Here is an 18,345-nt window from a genome sequence, read left to right as displayed (position 1 = left end):
CTACTGCTATGACAAGGCCGCGCCGGATCTTTTTTCTCAACAAAATAAGTTGGCGGGAGATATAATCCCCCGCCAACAATATGGAGCTACTATTAAACTTTAATATTGACGTTAGCACCCAAGTGAGGTTGCGCGGCAGCCTGTAGCGTCTTTCTTACAGCATCATCTCTGCCCGTACCATTGTCGTAATCCCCATCGTTGTCCTTCACTCGCAATGCCATTGCCGCTGTGGCTTGGTGGATAGGCAAATGCTGTGCGGATGGAGAAATGGCCAAAGCGCTCATATTGACCCTCCTTTCGTTAGGGTATCTATGTAAGTAGTCTGGCATTTAAAATTGCCGACTATAATATTCCGGAAAATTACTAACAGCGGAAAGGAATATTTCCCCGTACCTAGATGAAACCAGGTGGCTTAGTTCGTTTCTGGATTAGGTGTTGATCGATATTGAAGCAGTTCCCGCGAAATAGCTGAAGCTCGTTTGGGGTCCATAGCAGCTAATATCTTGGCCGTTTGATTTTCATCCATCTTTTGTAAGATGTCACTTACTGTTTTGATATCAAAATTATTTAATATGGCGACTGCTTCTTCCGGTTTCATATTGGAATACACTTGGGATACTTTTGTTATATTCTTGTTGTTTTGATTTTTGGCCAAAGTGGCATTTGTCGCAGTAGAGGCGACCAGTGATATAGCATCCGTACTTTGTGTATTGGCAGGCACCGCGGCGCTGTTGTTTGTAACCGGCGACGGATTCGCCGCCTGCTGTTGATTGTCGTTCAATACATTCACGGAATTGGTATTGGAATTGGTATTGGTACTATCAATACGTGACACAAATGGGAATTTTGGAGAAAATTCAAATGGTAATAGTTTAAGATATATCGATACTGCCACTGTTCCTACCAGCATCAAGACTAAAATTCCTCCTGTAACCCAAGTAAATACCTTACGTTTTCTGGTTGGTTCCGCCATAATTATTGCCTCCAATTATCTGTTTGATTGGACGATTGTGTTGCATAATTTTCATTTTTTCTGTAAATATAAAGTGGATTCAGCGTGGTTGAAAAGGGGGATAAAGTCCTTCGCTAAGAAACAGCCAATATATTGTTCGTGTTCATCGTCTTTATCCTGATATCTCTGGACATAAAGAATGTTTCCTCTGCTTTCTTACAAATCCATGATAGCAGGTGAACATTACATGGCAATTAAACGAAGATTAGAATCAGATTAGAATTATCGATAATCTCTTTCTATCCGTTGAAAAAAATGCTTTTATATAATTGTCTAATTTATCGCAATTAGAGTTAAACGTGGGAGGCCAAAGAATGTTAACGCAAACTATAAAAATTTTAATAGTGGAAGACGAGGCTAAAATTGCCAGTTTTATTCAATTAGAACTAGTGCATCAAGGTTTTACGACGGTTATCGAAGCTAACGGACGGAAGGCCCTTGACCGAATCATTCATGAAAATTTTGACTTGATTCTGCTGGATGTGATGCTGCCGGAGATGGATGGGGTAGAGATTTGTAGAAGGGTACGTGAAGTCTCTACGGTTCCGATCATAATGTTAACAGCCCGGGGCGACATCGAAGATAAGGTTGCGGGGCTGGATACCGGAGCCGACGACTATATAACCAAGCCTTTTGTCGTTCCGGAACTTCTCGCACGTATTCGAGCGGCGCTTCGCAAACATAATGTTTCTGCACAACAACAGACTGAGGACGTGCTTTCCGTAAAAAACATGGTGTTGTTTCCAAGCCGGTATGAAGTGCAAATTGACGGACAGCATGTGGAATTGACCAAGAAAGAATATGACCTTCTGGAGTATCTGGTGCGCCATAAAAACTGGGTCCTTGACCGCGAGCGCATCGTTCTGGAGGTCTGGGGTTACGAGTATATGGGCGATACCAACGTGGTAGATGTATATGTGCGCTACCTACGCAGCAAACTGGATGAACCGTTCGGGCAAAAATACATTTACACGGTAAGGGGCGTAGGCTATGTGGTCAAAGATTAAACTTGCCATACCGGTATCGGTTAAACTAACAATTCTTTATGCAGCCATTCTGTCTTGCATCTTGCTCCTGACCAGCACGTTGACCGTGGCGGGCCTGTATTATATGCTGTACAAGCAGGCGAACAGCGATATCAGCGCAAGCATGAACAGCGTGAACCACTATTGGGCGGCAGGAAAGCCGCTGGATCAAAATATGCTGGAGGCGAATCTTCTTGCACCAGGTGTGATACTAAAAGTCTTGGACCAACAGAACCGTTTGCTGATTGACAGTGCCCCTCATGCTGCCGGAAACCGGGTATTATTGGAAGAGCTGGACGAAGACTATTGCTTTACGAAGTTTGTCCCGCTAAAGAGCCCGTATTTAACTATCGTCCGAATAAACCGGAATTATTTCTTTTTTACGAATCAGGTGGTGGTTCAGCAGAGCGGCGAAAGCTATCAACTATATTTCTTGAAGCCGATAGCGGAAGAAGTACATTTCATCAAGAACCTTATTAAAAGTTTGTTAGTGACCAATGCACTGGGACTTTTCGTTGCTGTTGTATCCGGCATCTATATAAGCCGCAAAATTTTGCGCCCCATTCGCAACATCACCGAAACCGCCAAAGAAATTGAAATCAACCAGCTTGGTAAACGATTCGAAGTGACCGACAGCAACGATGAACTGCAAGAATTGGCCAGAACTTTCAATCACATGCTCAGCCGGATTCAAACCGGTTTCGAACAGCAGCGGCGCTTCGTTGCCGACGCCTCTCATGAATTGCGCACGCCGATTACGGTAATCAGCGGGTATGTCGATATTCTTGACCGCTGGGGCAAGCAAGACCCTGCTGCCCTTCAGGAAGGCATCAGTGCAATCAAATCAGAAGCGGCCAACATGTACAGACTCATTGAAAAATTACTGTTTCTGGCACGTGCTGACCAAAGTAAGCAAGTAATCAATAAAGTAACAGTAGCTATGGAGCCCCTTATCACCGATATTGTTCAGGAAACCAGACTTATTGCCCCAGGCCATAGGATTGAACTTCCCCAAAATGACCCGGCTGCCATCTATGCCGACCTCACTTCTATCAAAGAAATGCTACGAATTTTTATCGAAAACAGCATCAAGTACACACCCGAAGGCGGAACGATTAGCGTGATCTCTCAAAAGGCAGACCACTATTTAGACATCACTATTAAAGATACTGGAATAGGCATACCAGAGGAAGATCAACCAAAAATCTTTGACCGGTTTTATCGGGTGGATAAATCCCGTTCCAAAGCCACCGGTGGTACTGGTCTTGGTTTGTCCATCGCCCGTTGGATTGCCGAGCAGCACTCTAGTTCCATTCAACTGACCAGCAAGCCTGGAGTGGGTACAACTGTCACTGTTAAAATTCCATTGATAAAACAATTAGGCTAATAACAGGATGGGATCGGCAAAAATGTTGGTCCCGCATATTTTATTTAGTATCAAGAAAAAAGCAGGAATTTTTTACTGAAGTTGGTTAAATTCTCTTGACTTTGAGTTAACTCCATACTGTAAGATAAAAAAATAAGCGGCTACGCTTAAAAACAGAGGAACTTTATGAAATATTGAAAGATACCCAACGAAAGGCGAACGGCACTGTCAAGTGCTTTATGACGGTTCTTTGACCATGCAGTCGGTCATCCCACAACCTTTTGACCACCTATTTCGCTAATAGGCGATACAGGTATGAAAGGAGAATAACAGGAGGAGATTTTATGGACAGACGGCAATTTATCAATGGAGTTAGTTATGGTTTATTATCACTGGGTCTAGCCGGATGCGGCTTTAAACTGCCGGGATTGGGCGATGCGGGCAATGGCCCCAATGCGGCCGCTCAGGAAAGAACCAGTCCGCAAAATGCCAAAACGGACAGTATGCTTATCGCTTATTTTTCGAAAACCGGCAATACGCGTGAAATTGCCAACCAAATTCACGCCAACGTTGGCAGCGATCTGTTCGAGATTAAGACGGTAGACCCCTATCCCGTGGATTACAATGCAACTACTGAGCAGGCCAAGCGGGAACAGGAAAGCAACTACAGGCCAAAGCTTACCGCAACAGTACCGAATATGGCTGCTTACGATGTGGTTTTCCTTGGTTATCCCAACTGGTGGGGTACGATGCCCATGGCGTTATTTACCTTTTTGGAGGGATATAATTTCTCTGGAAAAACCATCATCCCTTTCTGCACCCACGAAGGCAGCCGCCTTGGGCGAAGTGTCAGCGACCTTCGTCAGCTTTGCCCGCAGGCCAATATCCTTGATGGTCTCGCCGTCCGGGGTTCGAGTGTAAGAAACGCCCAGAATGATGTAGCCACATGGCTTCGCCAAATCGGCATGGTAAAATAATGCAACGCTACCAGCTAACTTGGAAAGCCCGGTGGATGTTTTGTTTGAACTCAGCCAGCGGTACAAGCCCGTATTGATTGTACCGCTGGCTGCAAGCTAGATAGGCCACTTCATTTTTCACTCTGGAAAGGAGGATGTTTTGAATACAAAAGCGCTTTACAAACTGATCATTGATCTTATTATGACCGTTCTCATATTGATAGCAATGGCTTGCCGTTTAACCGGGACCACCATTCATGAGCTATTGGGCGTTAGCTTGTTTGTACTATTTGCCATCCACAATATTTTGAATTGGCGATGGTATAAGTCACTGCTGAAGGGAAGGTACAATACACTTCGTATTTTTCATACCGTAGTCAATCTGCTGCTACTTATCACGATACTGGCGCTGCTGCTAAGCGGTGTAATGCTTTCCCGCACTGTATTTGCCTTTCTGAACCTAAACGGCGGCTTATTCGCCCGTAAGCTGCATATGCTGTTCACCTATTGGGGCTTTATCCTTATTTCTGTACATCTGGGGATGCACTGGGGAATGATTATGGATGCGGTGCGAAAGAAGGCGAAACTGACTTCGGCGAACCGCAGCCGAACCTTGGCGCTGCAAATTATGGCGGTGTTGCTTGCGTTATATGGAGTATATGCTTTCTTTAGCCGAGAAATAGGCGCCAAGCTGATTTTATATTATACCTTTGATTTCTGGAACTATGACCAATCCCCGGCGATCTTTTTTGTTGATTACCTGTCCATCATGGGGCTCTGTGTCTGCGTGACTTATTACACGGTAAAACTGCTGCAGCGAAACTCTGCAAAAAATATTCTCCTCCATTCATAAAATTGGGCTTTATTAAGCTAAGTCAATAGGATTTTCGAAATTTCTTATCTTAGAATAGATAAAGACCCGTTGTTACAGCTAAGGACTTTCTACATTAAATTATTATCTACAAACCTATTGACTTTGAGCCTACTCAAAGTTGTAACATAGGAATAAAATCATCCACCCTTATCGGTATGGCGGGGTCGTTAAAAAATTTGTCCATTCGGTTGAACAACATAGCTAATCCTGATTAAGATTGAGAAAGGATTATTGGACGGTGAATCTCTGGCTTCTATTGCCAGAAAAATCACTAATCATCCCAGTACAGTGGTAAGGAAATCAAGAAATACCGCTACTTTCCCCCGCGTGAGGCGGAAGGGCATCTGTCTGGCCCCGGGTAACGATAACCCTGCTTTTTTCCTAGCTATAAAACTAATCAATCGAAATGAGCTCGTATTTATCGTTGCCCATCTTAAGATCACGCATAGCCGCAAGCTGATGAAGCCCATGACGCGATTCGATGCGCTCTACAAGATCATGATTATCGGGCCGCCGATAAACCATATCGATGGATGCCTGATCCGCTGCCAAAATGTCCGTAGATGCAACAATACCTATATCGCCAATCGTCGGCTCCGCCGCACTTACACCTGCACAATCGCAATCAACCGACATGCGGCGCATAACATTTAAAAATACAATATGCTTGCCAAAATAATCTACAGTTGCTTTACCAGAATCCGCCAACAGTTCCATGAGATAATCCTGCATCGGCCACTGTCCGAAATCCGTTGGCATTTTGTCTACTACACCATGCACTTGACGTTTGCCAACTTGTCCCGAGGCACAGCCAATCGCGATATTCTTTAACGAACCGCCAAATCCTCCCATAGCATGTCCCTTGAAATGTGTGAGCACAATCATGGAGTCATAATTGGTAATATGCGCTCCCATTGCGACCTCTTTCAAATGCTTGCCACCGCGCACTGGAAGTGACACATCACCTTCCTCGTCCATGATATCCACCGGGCAGAACGTCCAACCGTTTGTTTCGAGCGTCTTTCTATGATCTTCTGTCGTATAACGGCTGCCCCGATAAAGCGTATTTGTTTCAACTATTGTACTGTCTGGCACATGTCCCTGAAAATCTTTCACCATATCTCGCGGCAAAATATTCGGCCCATGCGGCTCACCAGTGTGAAGCTTAATCGCCACCTTACCATAAATCCCTTCATTGATGATGTCATATAGCTTCGTTAGATGCTGAGCATCGATATGCTCCGTAAAGTAAACCTTGGCGCAAGAGCCATTGCCGCCAGCTTTTGGCACGTAAGTACTCCCAATAACCGGAACCTGTGCAAAAGCATTTCCCAAGCCAGGAACTTGTGATAAAGTTAAGCCAGCAGCGGCTGCGCCTGCCATTTTTACAAAGTCACGACGATTAATTTCTTTCATGGAAATACACCCCCAACGTCTTATTATTTTTATTGTACTCCAGAATCTGCAATTTCTGTATTCTTCATCGTCCTTTTCAATTTCACCAATTTCGTGCAGTTCACGGCCATGGACTACCTCTCCAGCGCCTCGTTCATGCTGCCGGTACGATAGCCGGCCAGATCCAGAGTAACAAAGTTGAAACCCAATTGCTTTAAAGCATCATAGATACGCCGAGCATTTTCAGGTGCGGCAAGAACCGGTATATCAGCCTGGGAAACTTCGATACGGGCTAAGTTATCATGATGACGTACCCGGATCTGGCCACTGCAAAATTCTTTTACCACTTTTTCCGCCTGCTCGATCTGCCCCAGCCGCTCTTTGGTAATCGCCAGACCGTAGGCCACCCGGGATGACAAACAAGCGGCACTGGGTTTATTCCAGGTAGGCAGCCCCCACTCCCGGGAAATTTCCCGTATCTCCGCTTTCGTTAAGCCAGCCTCCAAGAGCGGGCTGCGTACTCCTTCCAGTTCTCCGATTGCTTTCATGCCTGGCCGGTAATCCAGGCAGTCATCGGCATTGGCACCGTCAAGTACCCAGGCGTAGCCATGTTCTTTGGCCCATCGGCTCAAAACGCCAAAACGGGTCTTTTTACAATAATAGCAACGCTGTCCGGTGTTGGCGGCAAATTCTGCGCTCTCCAATTCATCAATGGGCAGCAAAACGTGGTGTATACCCAACTGATCGGCAATCGCTGCCGCTTCCTCCTTCTCTGACGCCGGCAGGGTAGCCGAATAAGCGGTTGCAGCCATCGCTTTATCCCTCAGGCTGCGGCCGGCGGCAGCCGTCAAAAATGTACTGTCAACTCCGGCGGAAAATCCTACAACGACGCTGCCAAGACCAGCTAATAATTCCATTAAGTGATCCAGTTTAGACTGAATTTCAACATTCATAGTTACCAGCCCCTTTTTCCATATTCTAGACTTCTATTGCAGAACAACCTTCACTGTCGCTTCCTGAAGGCAAGCTGTTGCTCCTCCTCTTTTTGCCCTGGTTCATTGTTTTTTATTTTACTTGCTTTGGCAAGCGCAATTTTTACTTTCTTATAATGAGAGTAACACTTAGAGTTAACACTAAGTCAAGTATTTTTTTTAAGAAGTACATTAAAATCGCACTCTAATTACATAATTATAAACTTTTAATACCACATGCCTGACGTGTGGTATTCTTCTTATACAATTAGAAAAAAGCTATGGAATGTTCCGATAGCTTTTTTCGCGGATTACAATTGGTTAACTTTTTGCAGTTAGGCACACCACCCTAAATCCATGGTGTAAAAATAAACAGGTGTTGCCATGACAACGACGTCGGCTGTGATCATCTTTTCCAGAATTTCCGTCATGTCATCCTGCTGAACACAATTACCGACATTGCCTTGGCAGGCCTCACAGCCCACACAATAATTAATCTTTTTGTCTCTCAAAAAGATTTTCTCTGCTTTGTTACCCGCCTCTTTCGCGCCAAGCATAAATTGATCGCATAAAAGATCCGAATTGCCGCCTCTCCTCGGACTCGAAGATAATATCAATACTGTTTTACTCACAGGACTAATCCTCCGACCTTTTTAACGTTTTTTCGGCATCAACTACTGCACCTTCGTAACTTGCAATTTTATAATTCAGGCGTTCCAGCGTTTTCTGCATATCTTCCATTTTTTTTAGAAGCTGTCTACGCTGCTCGATAAACAGTTCTTTTCTTGCCGGAATGGTTTCATCACCCTGTTGAAACAGCTCAACATATTCGAGCAATACTTCAATCGGCAGACCTGCATCCCGCATACATTTGATAAATTCGACCCAATTACAGTCCTCTTCCGTATAATCCCTGATCCCGCTTTTATTACGATGCACATGGGGAATGAGTCCGATGCGTTCATAATAGCGAAGCGTATCCTGTGAAATATCAAATTTTTGACTTGCTTCTGTAATCGTCATGCAGTTTCGCACCTCCTAATTCGATACATAACACCTTGAGTTAGCTTCAAGTCAGGATATTGAAAGGAATAGTGCTTCTTTATCGAATAAAGTTGGTAAATATGTTTTCTTCTCTCTTCGGGAATGGAACGCCGGCTTTCATGCCAGCCTCCTTACATTTTAAGAACCAGGCCATATTCCGTGCCAGTATGCGCATAGTCTGCAGCCCTTCCAAATCTTGTTTCACATCTTCCGACGTAGCGCCATGAACCATATTCCAATATCGCGATGAAACAACCGGCATTTCCGATATGGTGAAATATTTGTTTAGCTGGTCAAAGGTGGCGGTTGTTCCTGCTCTTCTGGCGGATACAACGGCTGCCGCCGGCTTCAGATAAAAGGACTGTCGGCCGGCAAGCAAATCTGCATAAAATGCCCGGTCCATGAAGGAAGTAATCGCTCCGCCTGCGGCCGCATAATGCACAGGAGAACCAAAAATAAATCCATCGGCATCTTTGGCGAGATCAAGGAAATCGTTGACGCTATCGTTAAACACGCATTTTTTCTTTTCTACGCAGGATTTACAGGCAATGCAGCCTGACAGAGGTTTATTGCCAATCCAGAAGAAATCCGCATTGACACCTTCCACCTCCAAAGTATCGGCAACTTCCATAAGCGCCGTATACGTGCAGCCCTTTTCGTGGGGGCTGCCATTAACCAGCATTACTTTCACTGTGTTCACTCCTTTATTAAATGACACGGCTGATATTGTACGCCGTAAACGCCCTATTTCCCTACCCGCTTAGCTGCATCGGAACCTGCCGGATAACGATCTCCTGACACTTTGATGTTAGTGAGTGCTGCATTCAACAAAGTAAGTTCCTGTTCAGAGAGCGGGACGGTTGCCGCCCCTAAATTTTCTTCCAAGCGTTTCATGTTACGAGTGCCGGGAATCGGAACAATCCACGGTTTCTGCGCAAGCACCCAGAGGGCAATCTGCGCCGGCATTATGTTCTTAACGGCAGCCATATTCTGTATGAGGTTCACAAGTTCTTGGTTTGCCGTGATATTTTCCGGCGTGAAGCGTGGAACCATGCGGCGAAAATCCAAACTGTCGAAGCTCGCATCTTTTTGAATCGTGCCGGTCAGATGTCCCAGCTGATTTTCTCCGAAATAGATTTTCGTTGTGTTTTGAAAAACAAAATTGTACATGTTGGTCACTCCTTCATTATTGTTTTTGGTAGGTCAGCCACAGGCCGCCCCCGTCCAGTTTTTTCGCTTCTTTCAGCCGAAGCGAAGCTGCCGCCGCAACGTCGATTTGATATTTGCCTGTTTTAAAGAGCGGAACCGCCTGTTCCGAAGGCTCGGCTGCGGGCACTACCACCAGGCTGATTTCGTCGATCAGGCTCTCCTGCAGGAAGGAGCCGTTGACAATGCCGCCACCCTCCAGCAGCAGCTTTTCCATGCCAAAGTGCCGCTTGAGCTTTTGGGCAACAAGGGCAAGGTTCAACTCGGTTTTGCCACCGAAAAGATAGGAAACGCCCTTGGCCCGCAAATGCGCCAAAAAGGCGTCGGAAACACTCTGTGTCAACACTTCGATGATATGCGCGCCATCGTAGCCTTCGTCAGTGTCGGCAATGGCGCGGCCGCTCCACCAAAGCTTGCCCTGCGGATCGATGGCAACCGCATAAAACGCCGCCTTCTCCGCGATATAATCCTCCCGCGCAATAGGCGGACCGCCGTACATCGCCGGCGAAACGGGCGGTTGAGGAAAACTGCCCTCCATCGTCACCCTGCCGCAGAGAAAGCCGTCTGCGCTATATTCCCGATGTATTCGGTAGTAGTCCTCAATGAGTCCGCTGTATGCACTTTTTCCCAAAAAGTCGCCGGTAACTTTTCCGTCCAGCGATGTCACCATGTGGCATATGATGTACGGTCTGTCCATAGGCGCACCTCCCGATTGATTATTTCAGCTTGCCATAGACTTCGTCATCCACCAGTTCCAGCCATTCGTTGGAACTACCTTCGGCAGGCACTTTCACGGCTAGATGGGAAAACCAACTGTCGCGGGCTGCTCCATGCCAGTGTTTTGCTTCCGGCGGAATATTTACCACATCTCCCGGACGCAGCTCTATGGCTTCTTGGATATCCGATATACGGAAGACACTGGGATATGATTTTAATTAAAAACTGCTTGTCATTGGCAATGCGCATGTTTGCCGCTGCATGACTGGTAAGCTGCGGCTCACAGCCGCCCTGTGCGGACAGAAAGCAAAAGGTAATCATCTCACGCATTTTGTAATCAAGGCCGGTACGGGTAATTGCCATACAATTCCCCCCTTCATAAATTTCTACTATATTGATGATCTATTTTCTTTTAGTTTAAAACTTGGAGCAAACTCCAAGTCAAGTAATTTTTCTACATTTTTTAATAGAATTAGGTAATATAAAAAGATTTTACCTCCTAATGTTTTTTATTACTGCTAGTATATGACATGGAGTTTACTCCATGTCAAGCGATTCCCAGATAGAAATGCCCTACATTTTCCATAGGAAAAAGATAAGTTTTATCTATATTCTTTCTGAGTTTTTTAGCCAGCTTGCTGCAGCTCTAACAATACTGCCATTCAACTCGTCAAGTCAGATAATACCTTTTATCTTTTTCGGTACCCACAATTTATTATGCACTCCAGAATATCCATCTACGTTAATTTCCTGCGGCTTCAGCTTATACGCCTGTCCCCGCGAAAGCAATGCATCTAAATACATCCACCAAACTCGCCTCCTCGAAACTCCATTACCGGTTCCGCTTCGAGCATAATAAAAAAGGGCGGCTGCGTGCCACCCCTTTTCCGCATTTCATCATCCATATAAAAACGGGGCTGTTGCACCAACCCCGCATAGGATTCACAAGCTCTTTTCCCTTTTTATTCACAAATGCCTTTCATCATTTCACGAATACAGTGTAAAGTATCGTCAAACGCAATGTCTTGCGCATAGTTAAATTCCTTTTGATATTTTGTCCAAAACCCCTGCAAAGTGTCACTGCTTTGAATGGCATCCAAAATGGTCGCGTGTTCTTGTAAAATATGCCGGCTGCCCCGTCTTTCCGCCGTGTTTGCCAATGCTTCTTTCAATACGCTGGGATTGCATTCACCTTTTCTTAATGTATGGAGGATGTAAATATCATAAAAATCTCTCGGTCTGGTATTGGCGATACTGCGTGAAAGCACGGTTTCTATTTTTTCGGCCAAAACCGTTTCTAAATTGTAAGCTAAAATGTTAATAGTACGCTCATCAAACATGAGCCGGAAGGTATATTCCACTTCCCGCGGCGTAATTCTATCATCGGTCGTAACATCAACGGATAACGGAACATCCAGGGGCGGGTATTTCGCCTTCAGCCCCACGCGAATGCCTGGATACACATCACCTTCCCTGATCTCGGTTAAGCTTACAATCTCAAAAGAATATTCTTGAACCCCCTAAGAAGTTTTCTTAGTTACTTTGTTTCATTTCAAATTCACTGTTTGATAAGAACCATCCTTTTCGCGTCAATTCACTACCTTCGTATTCTTCTTGTTCAAGAAGCCGAAGCTCTTCTTCCGTCCATCCGTCACCTTTGCGCTTTACCCATTTCATCGGAAAAGCTGCATTAGATATCTGGTACAATGTTGGTATTCCTTCAACAGGTATTGGCATATATGGAACTGTCCATTGCATGAACGGAGCAATTTCTACTTCGAGAGGGTCTTCAACCTGTAATTCATAGTCCTTTTCTTCAACAAGCCAGTCGCTGTATCTAAGTAATTCCCAGACATGCATTGAAAAAAGAGGCATTTTGAAAACATGTCTGTTCATATGTGGTCCTGGAAACTTATGACGTTTTTTCCTAAGTCCTAAGAAGGACTTTTTATATTCCACAAGTAAAAAGTCAACATAAGAAAGATATATGTCATATGCATATTGAACATAAGGTTTGACCCAGAATGTTTTTCCGTCTTTATCTGGTGAAATTTCCCTACGAATGGCGGCACTTGTTATACTTTTAGTTCCAACAGTTTTTGATAAAAGAGAAGAACATTTCGTAGAATTCTTAACAACTTCTGAAATTTTTGCATTAATGTTAGATGATAGCTTATACCCACCTGCGATGTTCAAATTTGCTTTCCAATCACTAAATATGTGGCCTGCTATTTCAGTAGCATCCACGGTGTCCTGAATCGTTTGATCAATCTTAACATAAGAGTGCTCAAAGGTACCAGTTATCTCTTGGGTGGATTTGACTCCATTAGGACTAGAATACGCTGCGATTATTTCACCGGTCCTCACTTCAGTCCCTAAATTTCTTTTCTTAATAAATAAATGAATTCTCTGGGTTAAAAAGCAAGTTTGTTTACTATCCTGACATTCCCAATTGGCTTCTTTTGTTAAATCTACAAAATAAGGAATAGTTAAGCTATACCTTCGATTAGTACTTACCTCTAACATCTACACATATCCCCCTCAAATCCATTCATACCTTATGTTTTTACCCCAAAATACACCAAAAAAATAAATTAATGTAGTTTGTTCGCCAAAAAAATACTTCTCCCTTCTTACTTTTGTAAATAATTGTAGTTTCTAGAACAACAAGTCTCGGTAACACAATCGTCTCACTTAAATTGGGGGCGGTATAGGATTATGGTCCGATAAAATTCAGTTGTGTAAAATAAAAAAGCTAGGATTGGCGCACGTTTGCAACCTCCTAGCTTTCATTTTGGTGTTTATGCAGTTTATACAGAGGCAAATGTTGCATAAACCTCATTATCGCAAATAGACGCAAGTCCCCACACCTGGTTTTTCTCTGATCATGAATTAATATGAAAGCTACTTTTGGGGAAAATTGTTTCATTAATGCATTCACAAAGCAAACTGCTTTCCTTCCCAGCTTTTAACACTGGCAGACTTATCTTTGAAACCTTGGATATTAAAAAGAACACCACCACAATTAGGACGTCTTTAACCGCGCTTAACGATGGTAGTGTTCTTTTTGTTCTTACAAGTAATTTCCGAAACATTTTTTAAGACAAATGAATATCATATACATTCTGGTAGGAATTTTTTGCCATAATTGTTATTCGATATATAAAATTGTTTATTTTCCAAATAAAGCAACTATCCGTTCTCTAACTTCAGCTTGATGAAATGTTTTCTCATGCATTGCCAGCTCTTCTTCGACTATCTTGGAAAGTTCTTTACGCAACGGCGCAACCAAATGTTCCTTTAGTATGATTAACGATAGCCTTGGCTTTTCGGCTATTTGCCGAGCCAATTCAAGCGCATAGTCCATTACTGCGGCTCTAGGTAAAACGGTAAATGGAATACCCCTTTTCTCCAGTTCCGCACCTCGATAGTTAGCAGCATTTAGTAATAACTCTTCCGCCAAACTAAATCCTAATTTCTTCGGGACAATGTATGTGGCACCCATTCCTGGCGTAAATCCGTATTTCATAAAGTTAGTAGTATAGACACTTTCGCGACTGAGAATCACAAAATCGGCAAATAGCCCCATCACAAAGCCACCGCCGATTCCATGCCCCTGCATTGCCGAAATCACCGGAATCTTACAATCTAAGGCAAGGCTATAGAGATTAAGATCACTAAAACTTGCCTTACCTTCATTTATGGCTAATAATCCATCTTTAGTTCCACCAGAGGCAAAATAACTATCATATCCTGTAAGAATTACCACTTTATAACTTGAATTAGCTTGAATGAATTCAAACGATTGCATTAGCCCGGTAACCAATTCTTCTGAAAATGTATTCTTATTAATCCGGTCTTGCATTGTAAGTTGAACAATGCCTGGCTCAATTTCTTGTAAACTCACCACCGCTTCTGTCATTATTTCTCTCCCTCGTATGTTAACATACCTTTTTCAGAATATAATTTTTCACAAAAAGCAAAAATCTTTTCACAAGACTTAGCTTCCGATAATAACATCATATGGTTAGGGGCATCGACATCGATCATATAAAAATTTGGAAGGTATCGTTCCCATTCTCCCCAATATTTTGTATTATCTATTGAAGAATGACTGGCGGTATTGGTTAAATACGATTCGAATTCAGCATATAATAATCCACTTTTATTGCGAAAATAATAACATGTTACTGCTTGAGGATTAGGCAGGGGTAAAATATTAAAACGCTCGGTTTCATAAGCGTTTTGGACTTTCTGTTTTTGTTGAATTAGTGTGTATATTTCATCTTTAGCTTTATTTAATCCACGCGACTGAGCCAACATAAACAATCGCTCAAAATATTCTTCATCCCCCAGCACTTCATCAATTTCATTCTTATTAATAAGTATTTTTGCCGCTTTTTCTGGTTCTTGCAGCATTGTAGGTAATAACGCAAAGTTAATTGTTTGTAAAAATACATTTTGAGGCGAAGACTTTACTCTGTTTCTTCCAACAGTGTCCAGTGAATCCAACATAACAATTGAATTGACCGCTTCTCCTAGTTCCTGCAATTGGCGAGTGACTTCGTAAGCCAAAGTTCCACCTAAAGAATATCCACCTAGATCATAAGGTCCTTTGGGTTGTACCGACTGAACAATATGCGCATAATAGGAAGCCATAGCTTGAATTCCGCGTAATGGCGGCCGGTCAGTTAGCCATCCCCGTGCTTGAATTCCAAAAAAGGGACGTTGGCACTTATTAGCAAGTACCTGGTATAATTCTACTCCCCCTAACGCAGTATGAAACCAAAACACAGGCCTGCCGCTGTTGGAATGATTTAGATGAATAAGTTCAGGAAATTGTGACCATTCAATTACAATTCCGTTCACTTCACCAAATCCTGCCGGGCAACTAATTACGTCCTCTGTCTCCGCCTGAGATTCCGGTAATGCTTCATCGCAGGGAGCATTTACATCACCCCCTGCATGTAAATGATTTAAATTCCCTTTACATTGAATCAACTCTTTCTCCAGAAAAGCAATAAATTCCCGCATGGTCGGATAATCATAAACACTATTTGCCAAAATATTGGTTCCGTAGCGTTCATTAATAATTCGGACCCATTCCACGCCAATAATTGAATCCAGCCCCATTTCAATGAATTTCGTCTCCATCTCTATGTCGCCCTGTTTCATGGATAATAACTTTGCTAGACTTGTTGTTAATTCTTGCTGCAATAATTCTCCAGAAGGAACCAGCCTTGTATTAACCTGTTTTGTATCGCCTTGCTTTGCTAATTCTTTTTCTAAGAACCCGGCAAATTCGATGATTGTAGGATAATTATAAACCTCATTCGCGGCAATATTAGTTCCGTAGCGTTCATTAATTGTGCGAATCCATTCAACTCCGATAATTGAATCTAAGCCCATCTCAATAAACTTTTCATTTAGATCAATATCGCTGCACTTCATTGACAAAACTTTGGCCAAACTTATTGTCAACTCATCCTGCAGTGAATTGATGATAATAGGAACTTGAGCATGAATCTCAGAGTTAGATTTATCATTTATTCCTGTTTGAGGCAATGAAATGTTGGTTGAAGATAATGTTATTAAATGCTCATTTTTACTTATAGTTTCTTTAGATAAATTCTGATAAGCTGAGATGGATGGTAACGAAATTTTGCTGCCACTATCAGTTTTTTTCGAAACATCTGTTTTTGTCGGAATTATCGACTGTAAAGGTTGCTTAGAAGACTCCGAATTAAGCTTTTGTCCGCCTAAATCCGTCCAAGAATCATTTGTTACCATTGCAGCGCCATTAATAGTTTTTGTTTTGTTAGCCACCCAATAGCCCTCTTTGGCAAAAGGATAAGTAGGTAAACTAATACGATGGGGTTTTGTATAACTATATAACTGATCCCAAGAAATATTCAGACCTTTTACCCACAATTCAGCAACTTTATTTTGTTTGCCTTTACTGATCCAAGTTTGAAGTAAGGCTTTAGCATCTTCGTCTTCCTGAAAAAGCGCCACTTCAGCTTTGCTATTCTTTACTTGAGCCGTTAATAATCCTATTGATGAATTATCATGAGTAAAATCATGTAACGCTTTTAATAAGACTGTCCGCGAATCTGCCAGAAAGGCTAACCGGTAGTCCATAGCCTCCCTGCCTACTTGCAAGGTGTAAGCCATGTCGTCAAGGTCAATATCTTCATGTGCTTCAACATACCTCATCATGCATTCTGCATAAATTTTTAATTGTTCTTCAGATTTCGCAGATAATACAAACAATATCGGTTTTTTAGCCTTAGTAGCAACTGCTGTATTATTAACATCATTCTTGGACTGATATTCTTCGATGACAATGTGAGCATTTGTACCGCTTAAGCCGAACGAGCTAACACACGCACGACGTAAAGTCCCTGTTCCTCTCTCCCAAGGCCGAACTTTAGTATTAACATAAAATGGAGAATCATCAAAATTGAAATGCGCATTATGCTTGTTGAAATGTAGGGTAGGAACTAGTTTTTTATTCTTCATACTAAGCAAAACTTTGTGGATACTTGCCATTCCGGCAGCCGCCGAAGTATGCCCAATATTACTTTTTACTGAACCTATTGCACAATAATTCTTTTTATTAGTCTTTTCTTTAAATACTGTTGCCAATGCCTCTAATTCAATCGGATCACCTAATTTAGTCCCTGTTCCGTGCATCTCAACATAACTAATACTTTCAGGATGTATGTTATATTTGCTATATATTTCCCGCTCTAACTCAATTTGGCTATTCACGCTCGGGGCAGTAATTCCGTTTGTTTTACCATCCTGGTTAATTCCTGAGCCAATAATTACACCATAAATATTGTCATTATCAAGTTCAGCATCTTTTAATCTTTTTAAAACTAACGTTCCACAGCCTTCTCCCGGAATAAAACCATTGGCATCATTATCAAATGGCTTGCACCGTCCATCAGGTGATAACATTCCCGCTGAACACAGACCAATATATGACTCCGGTGTTAGATATAAAGTAACCCCTCCGACTAATGCCATATCAATTTCTTTGTTTAACAGCGCTTGGCATGCTAAATGTATTGCTACCAGTGAAGAAGAGCATGCGGTATCAATTGGAAGTGCCGGTCCTTTAAGATTCAGGAAATACGAGATACGGGCCGCTGCTATCGCAAAATTATTACCTGTTACACTTATTAAGCCAGCCTGACTTTTATACATTAGTAGACCATACTCGCCGCTCATAATTACGCCTAGATAAACGCCGCACTTTTTGTTGCTAAGCATTTGACGATTATAGCCTGCATCTTCAAATGCCTTATAGCTTTCTTGTAAAAAGATACGGTGTTGCGGGTCCATAGTTTTTGCCTCCGATGGCGAAAGATGAAAAAAACACGGATCAAAATATTCAATATCGTCTAATGCGCCTAACCATTTACAATAGACTTTTCCTTTTTGTGCAGGATGCGGATCAAAATATTGACTCACATCCCACCGGGATTTAGGAATTTCCTTAATTGAATTCTTTGCATTGGCCAAGTTATCCCAATATTGTTCCAGATTGTCTGCTTCAGGATACCTGCCTGACATTCCCACAATAGCAATACCATCTTGATACTTTATCTCTTTTGTTAAAGTTTGTTCTGCGGGAAGCGGCTTTACCAGATTAAGATCAGAAAACTCTGATATTGTTTCAGTAGCTAATTTCTTTTTTGCTTCTTCCAGACTTATTGCGCCTGCCTGCAATCTGCCAAAAATATCATGTACATTCATAGCAACATTAAC

General features: G+C 42.7%; 19 protein-coding genes and 1 pseudogene. 4 read left to right on the top strand and 16 right to left on the bottom strand.

The window, feature by feature from the left end; all coding sequences use genetic code 11:
* Positions 1–92: 92 nt before the first annotated feature.
* Together MAMMFC1_RS16070 and MAMMFC1_RS16065 are read right to left on the bottom strand one after the other, a co-directional pair.
* Positions 93–284 (bottom strand): hypothetical protein, encoded by a 192-nt coding sequence (locus MAMMFC1_RS16070; protein WP_126309490.1) that lies wholly within the window; start codon positions 282–284, stop codon positions 93–95.
* A 128-nt stretch (positions 285–412) separates the two neighbouring features.
* Positions 413–973, bottom strand: coding sequence for a MotE family protein (locus MAMMFC1_RS16065; protein WP_126309488.1), 561 nt, complete (start codon positions 971–973; stop codon positions 413–415).
* 353 nt (positions 974–1,326) lie between these two features.
* Between MAMMFC1_RS16065 and MAMMFC1_RS16060 the strand changes: the two genes are divergently transcribed.
* From MAMMFC1_RS16060 to MAMMFC1_RS16045, 4 genes are all read left to right on the top strand, one after another.
* Complete coding sequence (locus MAMMFC1_RS16060; RefSeq protein ID WP_126309486.1) at positions 1,327–2,019, top strand: response regulator transcription factor; 693 nt, start codon at positions 1,327–1,329, stop codon at positions 2,017–2,019.
* Positions 2,003–3,424, top strand: coding sequence for a sensor histidine kinase (locus MAMMFC1_RS16055; protein ID WP_126309484.1), 1,422 nt, complete (start codon positions 2,003–2,005; stop codon positions 3,422–3,424). Before MAMMFC1_RS16060 ends, MAMMFC1_RS16055 begins: the two co-directional genes overlap by 17 nt.
* Before the next feature lie 323 nt (positions 3,425–3,747).
* The gene (locus MAMMFC1_RS16050) at positions 3,748–4,380 is read left to right on the top strand and encodes a flavodoxin (RefSeq protein WP_126309482.1); all 633 of its coding nucleotides are present in this window, start codon (positions 3,748–3,750) and stop codon (positions 4,378–4,380) included.
* A 139-nt stretch (positions 4,381–4,519) separates the two neighbouring features.
* Positions 4,520–5,212 carry a DUF4405 domain-containing protein gene (locus tag MAMMFC1_RS16045; RefSeq protein WP_126309480.1) on the top strand — a complete coding sequence of 231 codons (693 nt, stop codon included), beginning with the start codon at positions 4,520–4,522 and terminating at the stop codon, positions 5,210–5,212.
* A 414-nt stretch (positions 5,213–5,626) separates the two neighbouring features.
* On the opposite strand, the gene MAMMFC1_RS16035 is transcribed toward MAMMFC1_RS16045, so the two are convergent.
* The 14 genes and pseudogenes from MAMMFC1_RS16035 to MAMMFC1_RS22735 all read right to left on the bottom strand — a co-directional run bounded on the left by MAMMFC1_RS16035 (position 5,627) and on the right by MAMMFC1_RS22735 (position 18,333).
* Positions 5,627–6,649, bottom strand: coding sequence for a DUF362 domain-containing protein (locus tag MAMMFC1_RS16035; RefSeq protein WP_126309478.1), 1,023 nt, complete (start codon positions 6,647–6,649; stop codon positions 5,627–5,629).
* A gap of 113 nt (positions 6,650–6,762) precedes the next feature.
* Positions 6,763–7,581 carry an ATP-dependent sacrificial sulfur transferase LarE gene (gene larE / locus MAMMFC1_RS16030; protein ID WP_126309476.1) on the bottom strand — a complete coding sequence of 273 codons (819 nt, stop codon included), beginning with the start codon at positions 7,579–7,581 and terminating at the stop codon, positions 6,763–6,765.
* A gap of 353 nt (positions 7,582–7,934) precedes the next feature.
* Positions 7,935–8,231: a flavodoxin family protein gene (locus MAMMFC1_RS16025; RefSeq protein WP_126309474.1), complete on the bottom strand. Its 297-nt coding sequence runs from the start codon at positions 8,229–8,231 to the stop codon at positions 7,935–7,937.
* Between the two features lie 4 nt (positions 8,232–8,235).
* The gene (locus MAMMFC1_RS16020; RefSeq protein WP_126309472.1) at positions 8,236–8,622 is read right to left on the bottom strand and encodes a MerR family transcriptional regulator; all 387 of its coding nucleotides are present in this window, start codon (positions 8,620–8,622) and stop codon (positions 8,236–8,238) included.
* 79 nt (positions 8,623–8,701) lie between these two features.
* Positions 8,702–9,325 (bottom strand): flavodoxin family protein, encoded by a 624-nt coding sequence (locus tag MAMMFC1_RS16015; RefSeq protein ID WP_232035825.1) that lies wholly within the window; start codon positions 9,323–9,325, stop codon positions 8,702–8,704.
* A 62-nt stretch (positions 9,326–9,387) separates the two neighbouring features.
* On the bottom strand, positions 9,388–9,813 hold the full coding sequence (locus tag MAMMFC1_RS16010; RefSeq protein WP_126309468.1) for an aldo/keto reductase: 426 nt from the start codon (positions 9,811–9,813) through the stop codon (positions 9,388–9,390).
* 16 nt (positions 9,814–9,829) lie between these two features.
* Positions 9,830–10,546, bottom strand: a complete 717-nt coding sequence (locus tag MAMMFC1_RS16005; protein ID WP_126309466.1) for a dihydrofolate reductase family protein — start codon at positions 10,544–10,546, stop codon at positions 9,830–9,832.
* A gap of 19 nt (positions 10,547–10,565) precedes the next feature.
* Complete coding sequence (locus MAMMFC1_RS22445; protein WP_232035854.1) at positions 10,566–10,715, bottom strand: cupin domain-containing protein; 150 nt, start codon at positions 10,713–10,715, stop codon at positions 10,566–10,568.
* Between the two features lie 73 nt (positions 10,716–10,788).
* A pseudogene (locus MAMMFC1_RS22440) lies at positions 10,789–10,887 on the bottom strand (carboxymuconolactone decarboxylase family protein); the annotation flags it as partial.
* A 354-nt stretch (positions 10,888–11,241) separates the two neighbouring features.
* Positions 11,242–11,370: a hypothetical protein gene (locus MAMMFC1_RS22740; protein ID WP_269471845.1), complete on the bottom strand. Its 129-nt coding sequence runs from the start codon at positions 11,368–11,370 to the stop codon at positions 11,242–11,244.
* 158 nt (positions 11,371–11,528) lie between these two features.
* Positions 11,529–12,044 (bottom strand): nucleotidyl transferase AbiEii/AbiGii toxin family protein, encoded by a 516-nt coding sequence (locus MAMMFC1_RS15990; protein WP_269471893.1) that lies wholly within the window; start codon positions 12,042–12,044, stop codon positions 11,529–11,531.
* Between the two features lie 55 nt (positions 12,045–12,099).
* Positions 12,100–13,092 carry a hypothetical protein gene (locus tag MAMMFC1_RS15985; RefSeq protein WP_126309462.1) on the bottom strand — a complete coding sequence of 331 codons (993 nt, stop codon included), beginning with the start codon at positions 13,090–13,092 and terminating at the stop codon, positions 12,100–12,102.
* A 646-nt stretch (positions 13,093–13,738) separates the two neighbouring features.
* Positions 13,739–14,488, bottom strand: a complete 750-nt coding sequence (locus MAMMFC1_RS15980; protein ID WP_126309460.1) for a polyketide synthase — start codon at positions 14,486–14,488, stop codon at positions 13,739–13,741.
* Entirely contained in the window at positions 14,488–18,333 is a 3,846-nt protein-coding gene (locus MAMMFC1_RS22735) for a beta-ketoacyl synthase N-terminal-like domain-containing protein (RefSeq protein WP_269471844.1), read from the bottom strand. The genes MAMMFC1_RS15980 and MAMMFC1_RS22735 overlap by 1 nt, the downstream gene beginning before the upstream one ends.
* Positions 18,334–18,345 lie beyond the last annotated feature (12 nt).

The organism is Methylomusa anaerophila, from assembly GCF_003966895.1.
GTDB classification, from domain to species: domain Bacteria; phylum Bacillota; class Negativicutes; order Sporomusales; family Sporomusaceae; genus Methylomusa; species Methylomusa anaerophila.
This window is presented reverse-complemented; position numbering and strand designations above follow the sequence as displayed.

Bases quoted from the DNA above. Each gene is read 5' to 3' on its own strand.
- MAMMFC1_RS16070 (WP_126309490.1), bottom strand. From the start codon at position 284: ATGAGCGCTTTGGCCATTTCTCCATCCGCACAGCATTTGCCTATCCAC.
- MAMMFC1_RS16065 (WP_126309488.1), bottom strand. From the start codon at position 973: ATGGCGGAACCAACCAGAAAACGTAAGGTATTTACTTGGGTTACAGGA.
- MAMMFC1_RS16060 (WP_126309486.1), top strand. From the start codon at position 1,327: ATGTTAACGCAAACTATAAAAATTTTAATAGTGGAAGACGAGGCTAAA.
- MAMMFC1_RS16055 (WP_126309484.1), top strand. From the start codon at position 2,003: ATGTGGTCAAAGATTAAACTTGCCATACCGGTATCGGTTAAACTAACA.
- MAMMFC1_RS16050 (WP_126309482.1), top strand. From the start codon at position 3,748: ATGGACAGACGGCAATTTATCAATGGAGTTAGTTATGGTTTATTATCA.
- MAMMFC1_RS16035 (WP_126309478.1), bottom strand. From the start codon at position 6,649: ATGAAAGAAATTAATCGTCGTGACTTTGTAAAAATGGCAGGCGCAGCC.
- larE (WP_126309476.1), bottom strand. From the start codon at position 7,581: ATGAATGTTGAAATTCAGTCTAAACTGGATCACTTAATGGAATTATTA.
- MAMMFC1_RS16020 (WP_126309472.1), bottom strand. From the start codon at position 8,622: ATGACGATTACAGAAGCAAGTCAAAAATTTGATATTTCACAGGATACG.
- MAMMFC1_RS16015 (WP_232035825.1), bottom strand. From the start codon at position 9,325: ATGCTGGTTAATGGCAGCCCCCACGAAAAGGGCTGCACGTATACGGCG.
- MAMMFC1_RS16010 (WP_126309468.1), bottom strand. From the start codon at position 9,813: ATGTACAATTTTGTTTTTCAAAACACAACGAAAATCTATTTCGGAGAA.
- MAMMFC1_RS16005 (WP_126309466.1), bottom strand. From the start codon at position 10,546: ATGGACAGACCGTACATCATATGCCACATGGTGACATCGCTGGACGGA.
- MAMMFC1_RS22740 (WP_269471845.1), bottom strand. From the start codon at position 11,370: ATGTATTTAGATGCATTGCTTTCGCGGGGACAGGCGTATAAGCTGAAG.
- MAMMFC1_RS15985 (WP_126309462.1), bottom strand. From the start codon at position 13,092: ATGTTAGAGGTAAGTACTAATCGAAGGTATAGCTTAACTATTCCTTAT.
- MAMMFC1_RS15980 (WP_126309460.1), bottom strand. From the start codon at position 14,488: ATGACAGAAGCGGTGGTGAGTTTACAAGAAATTGAGCCAGGCATTGTT.
- MAMMFC1_RS22735 (WP_269471844.1), bottom strand. From the start codon at position 18,333: ATGAATGTACATGATATTTTTGGCAGATTGCAGGCAGGCGCAATAAGT.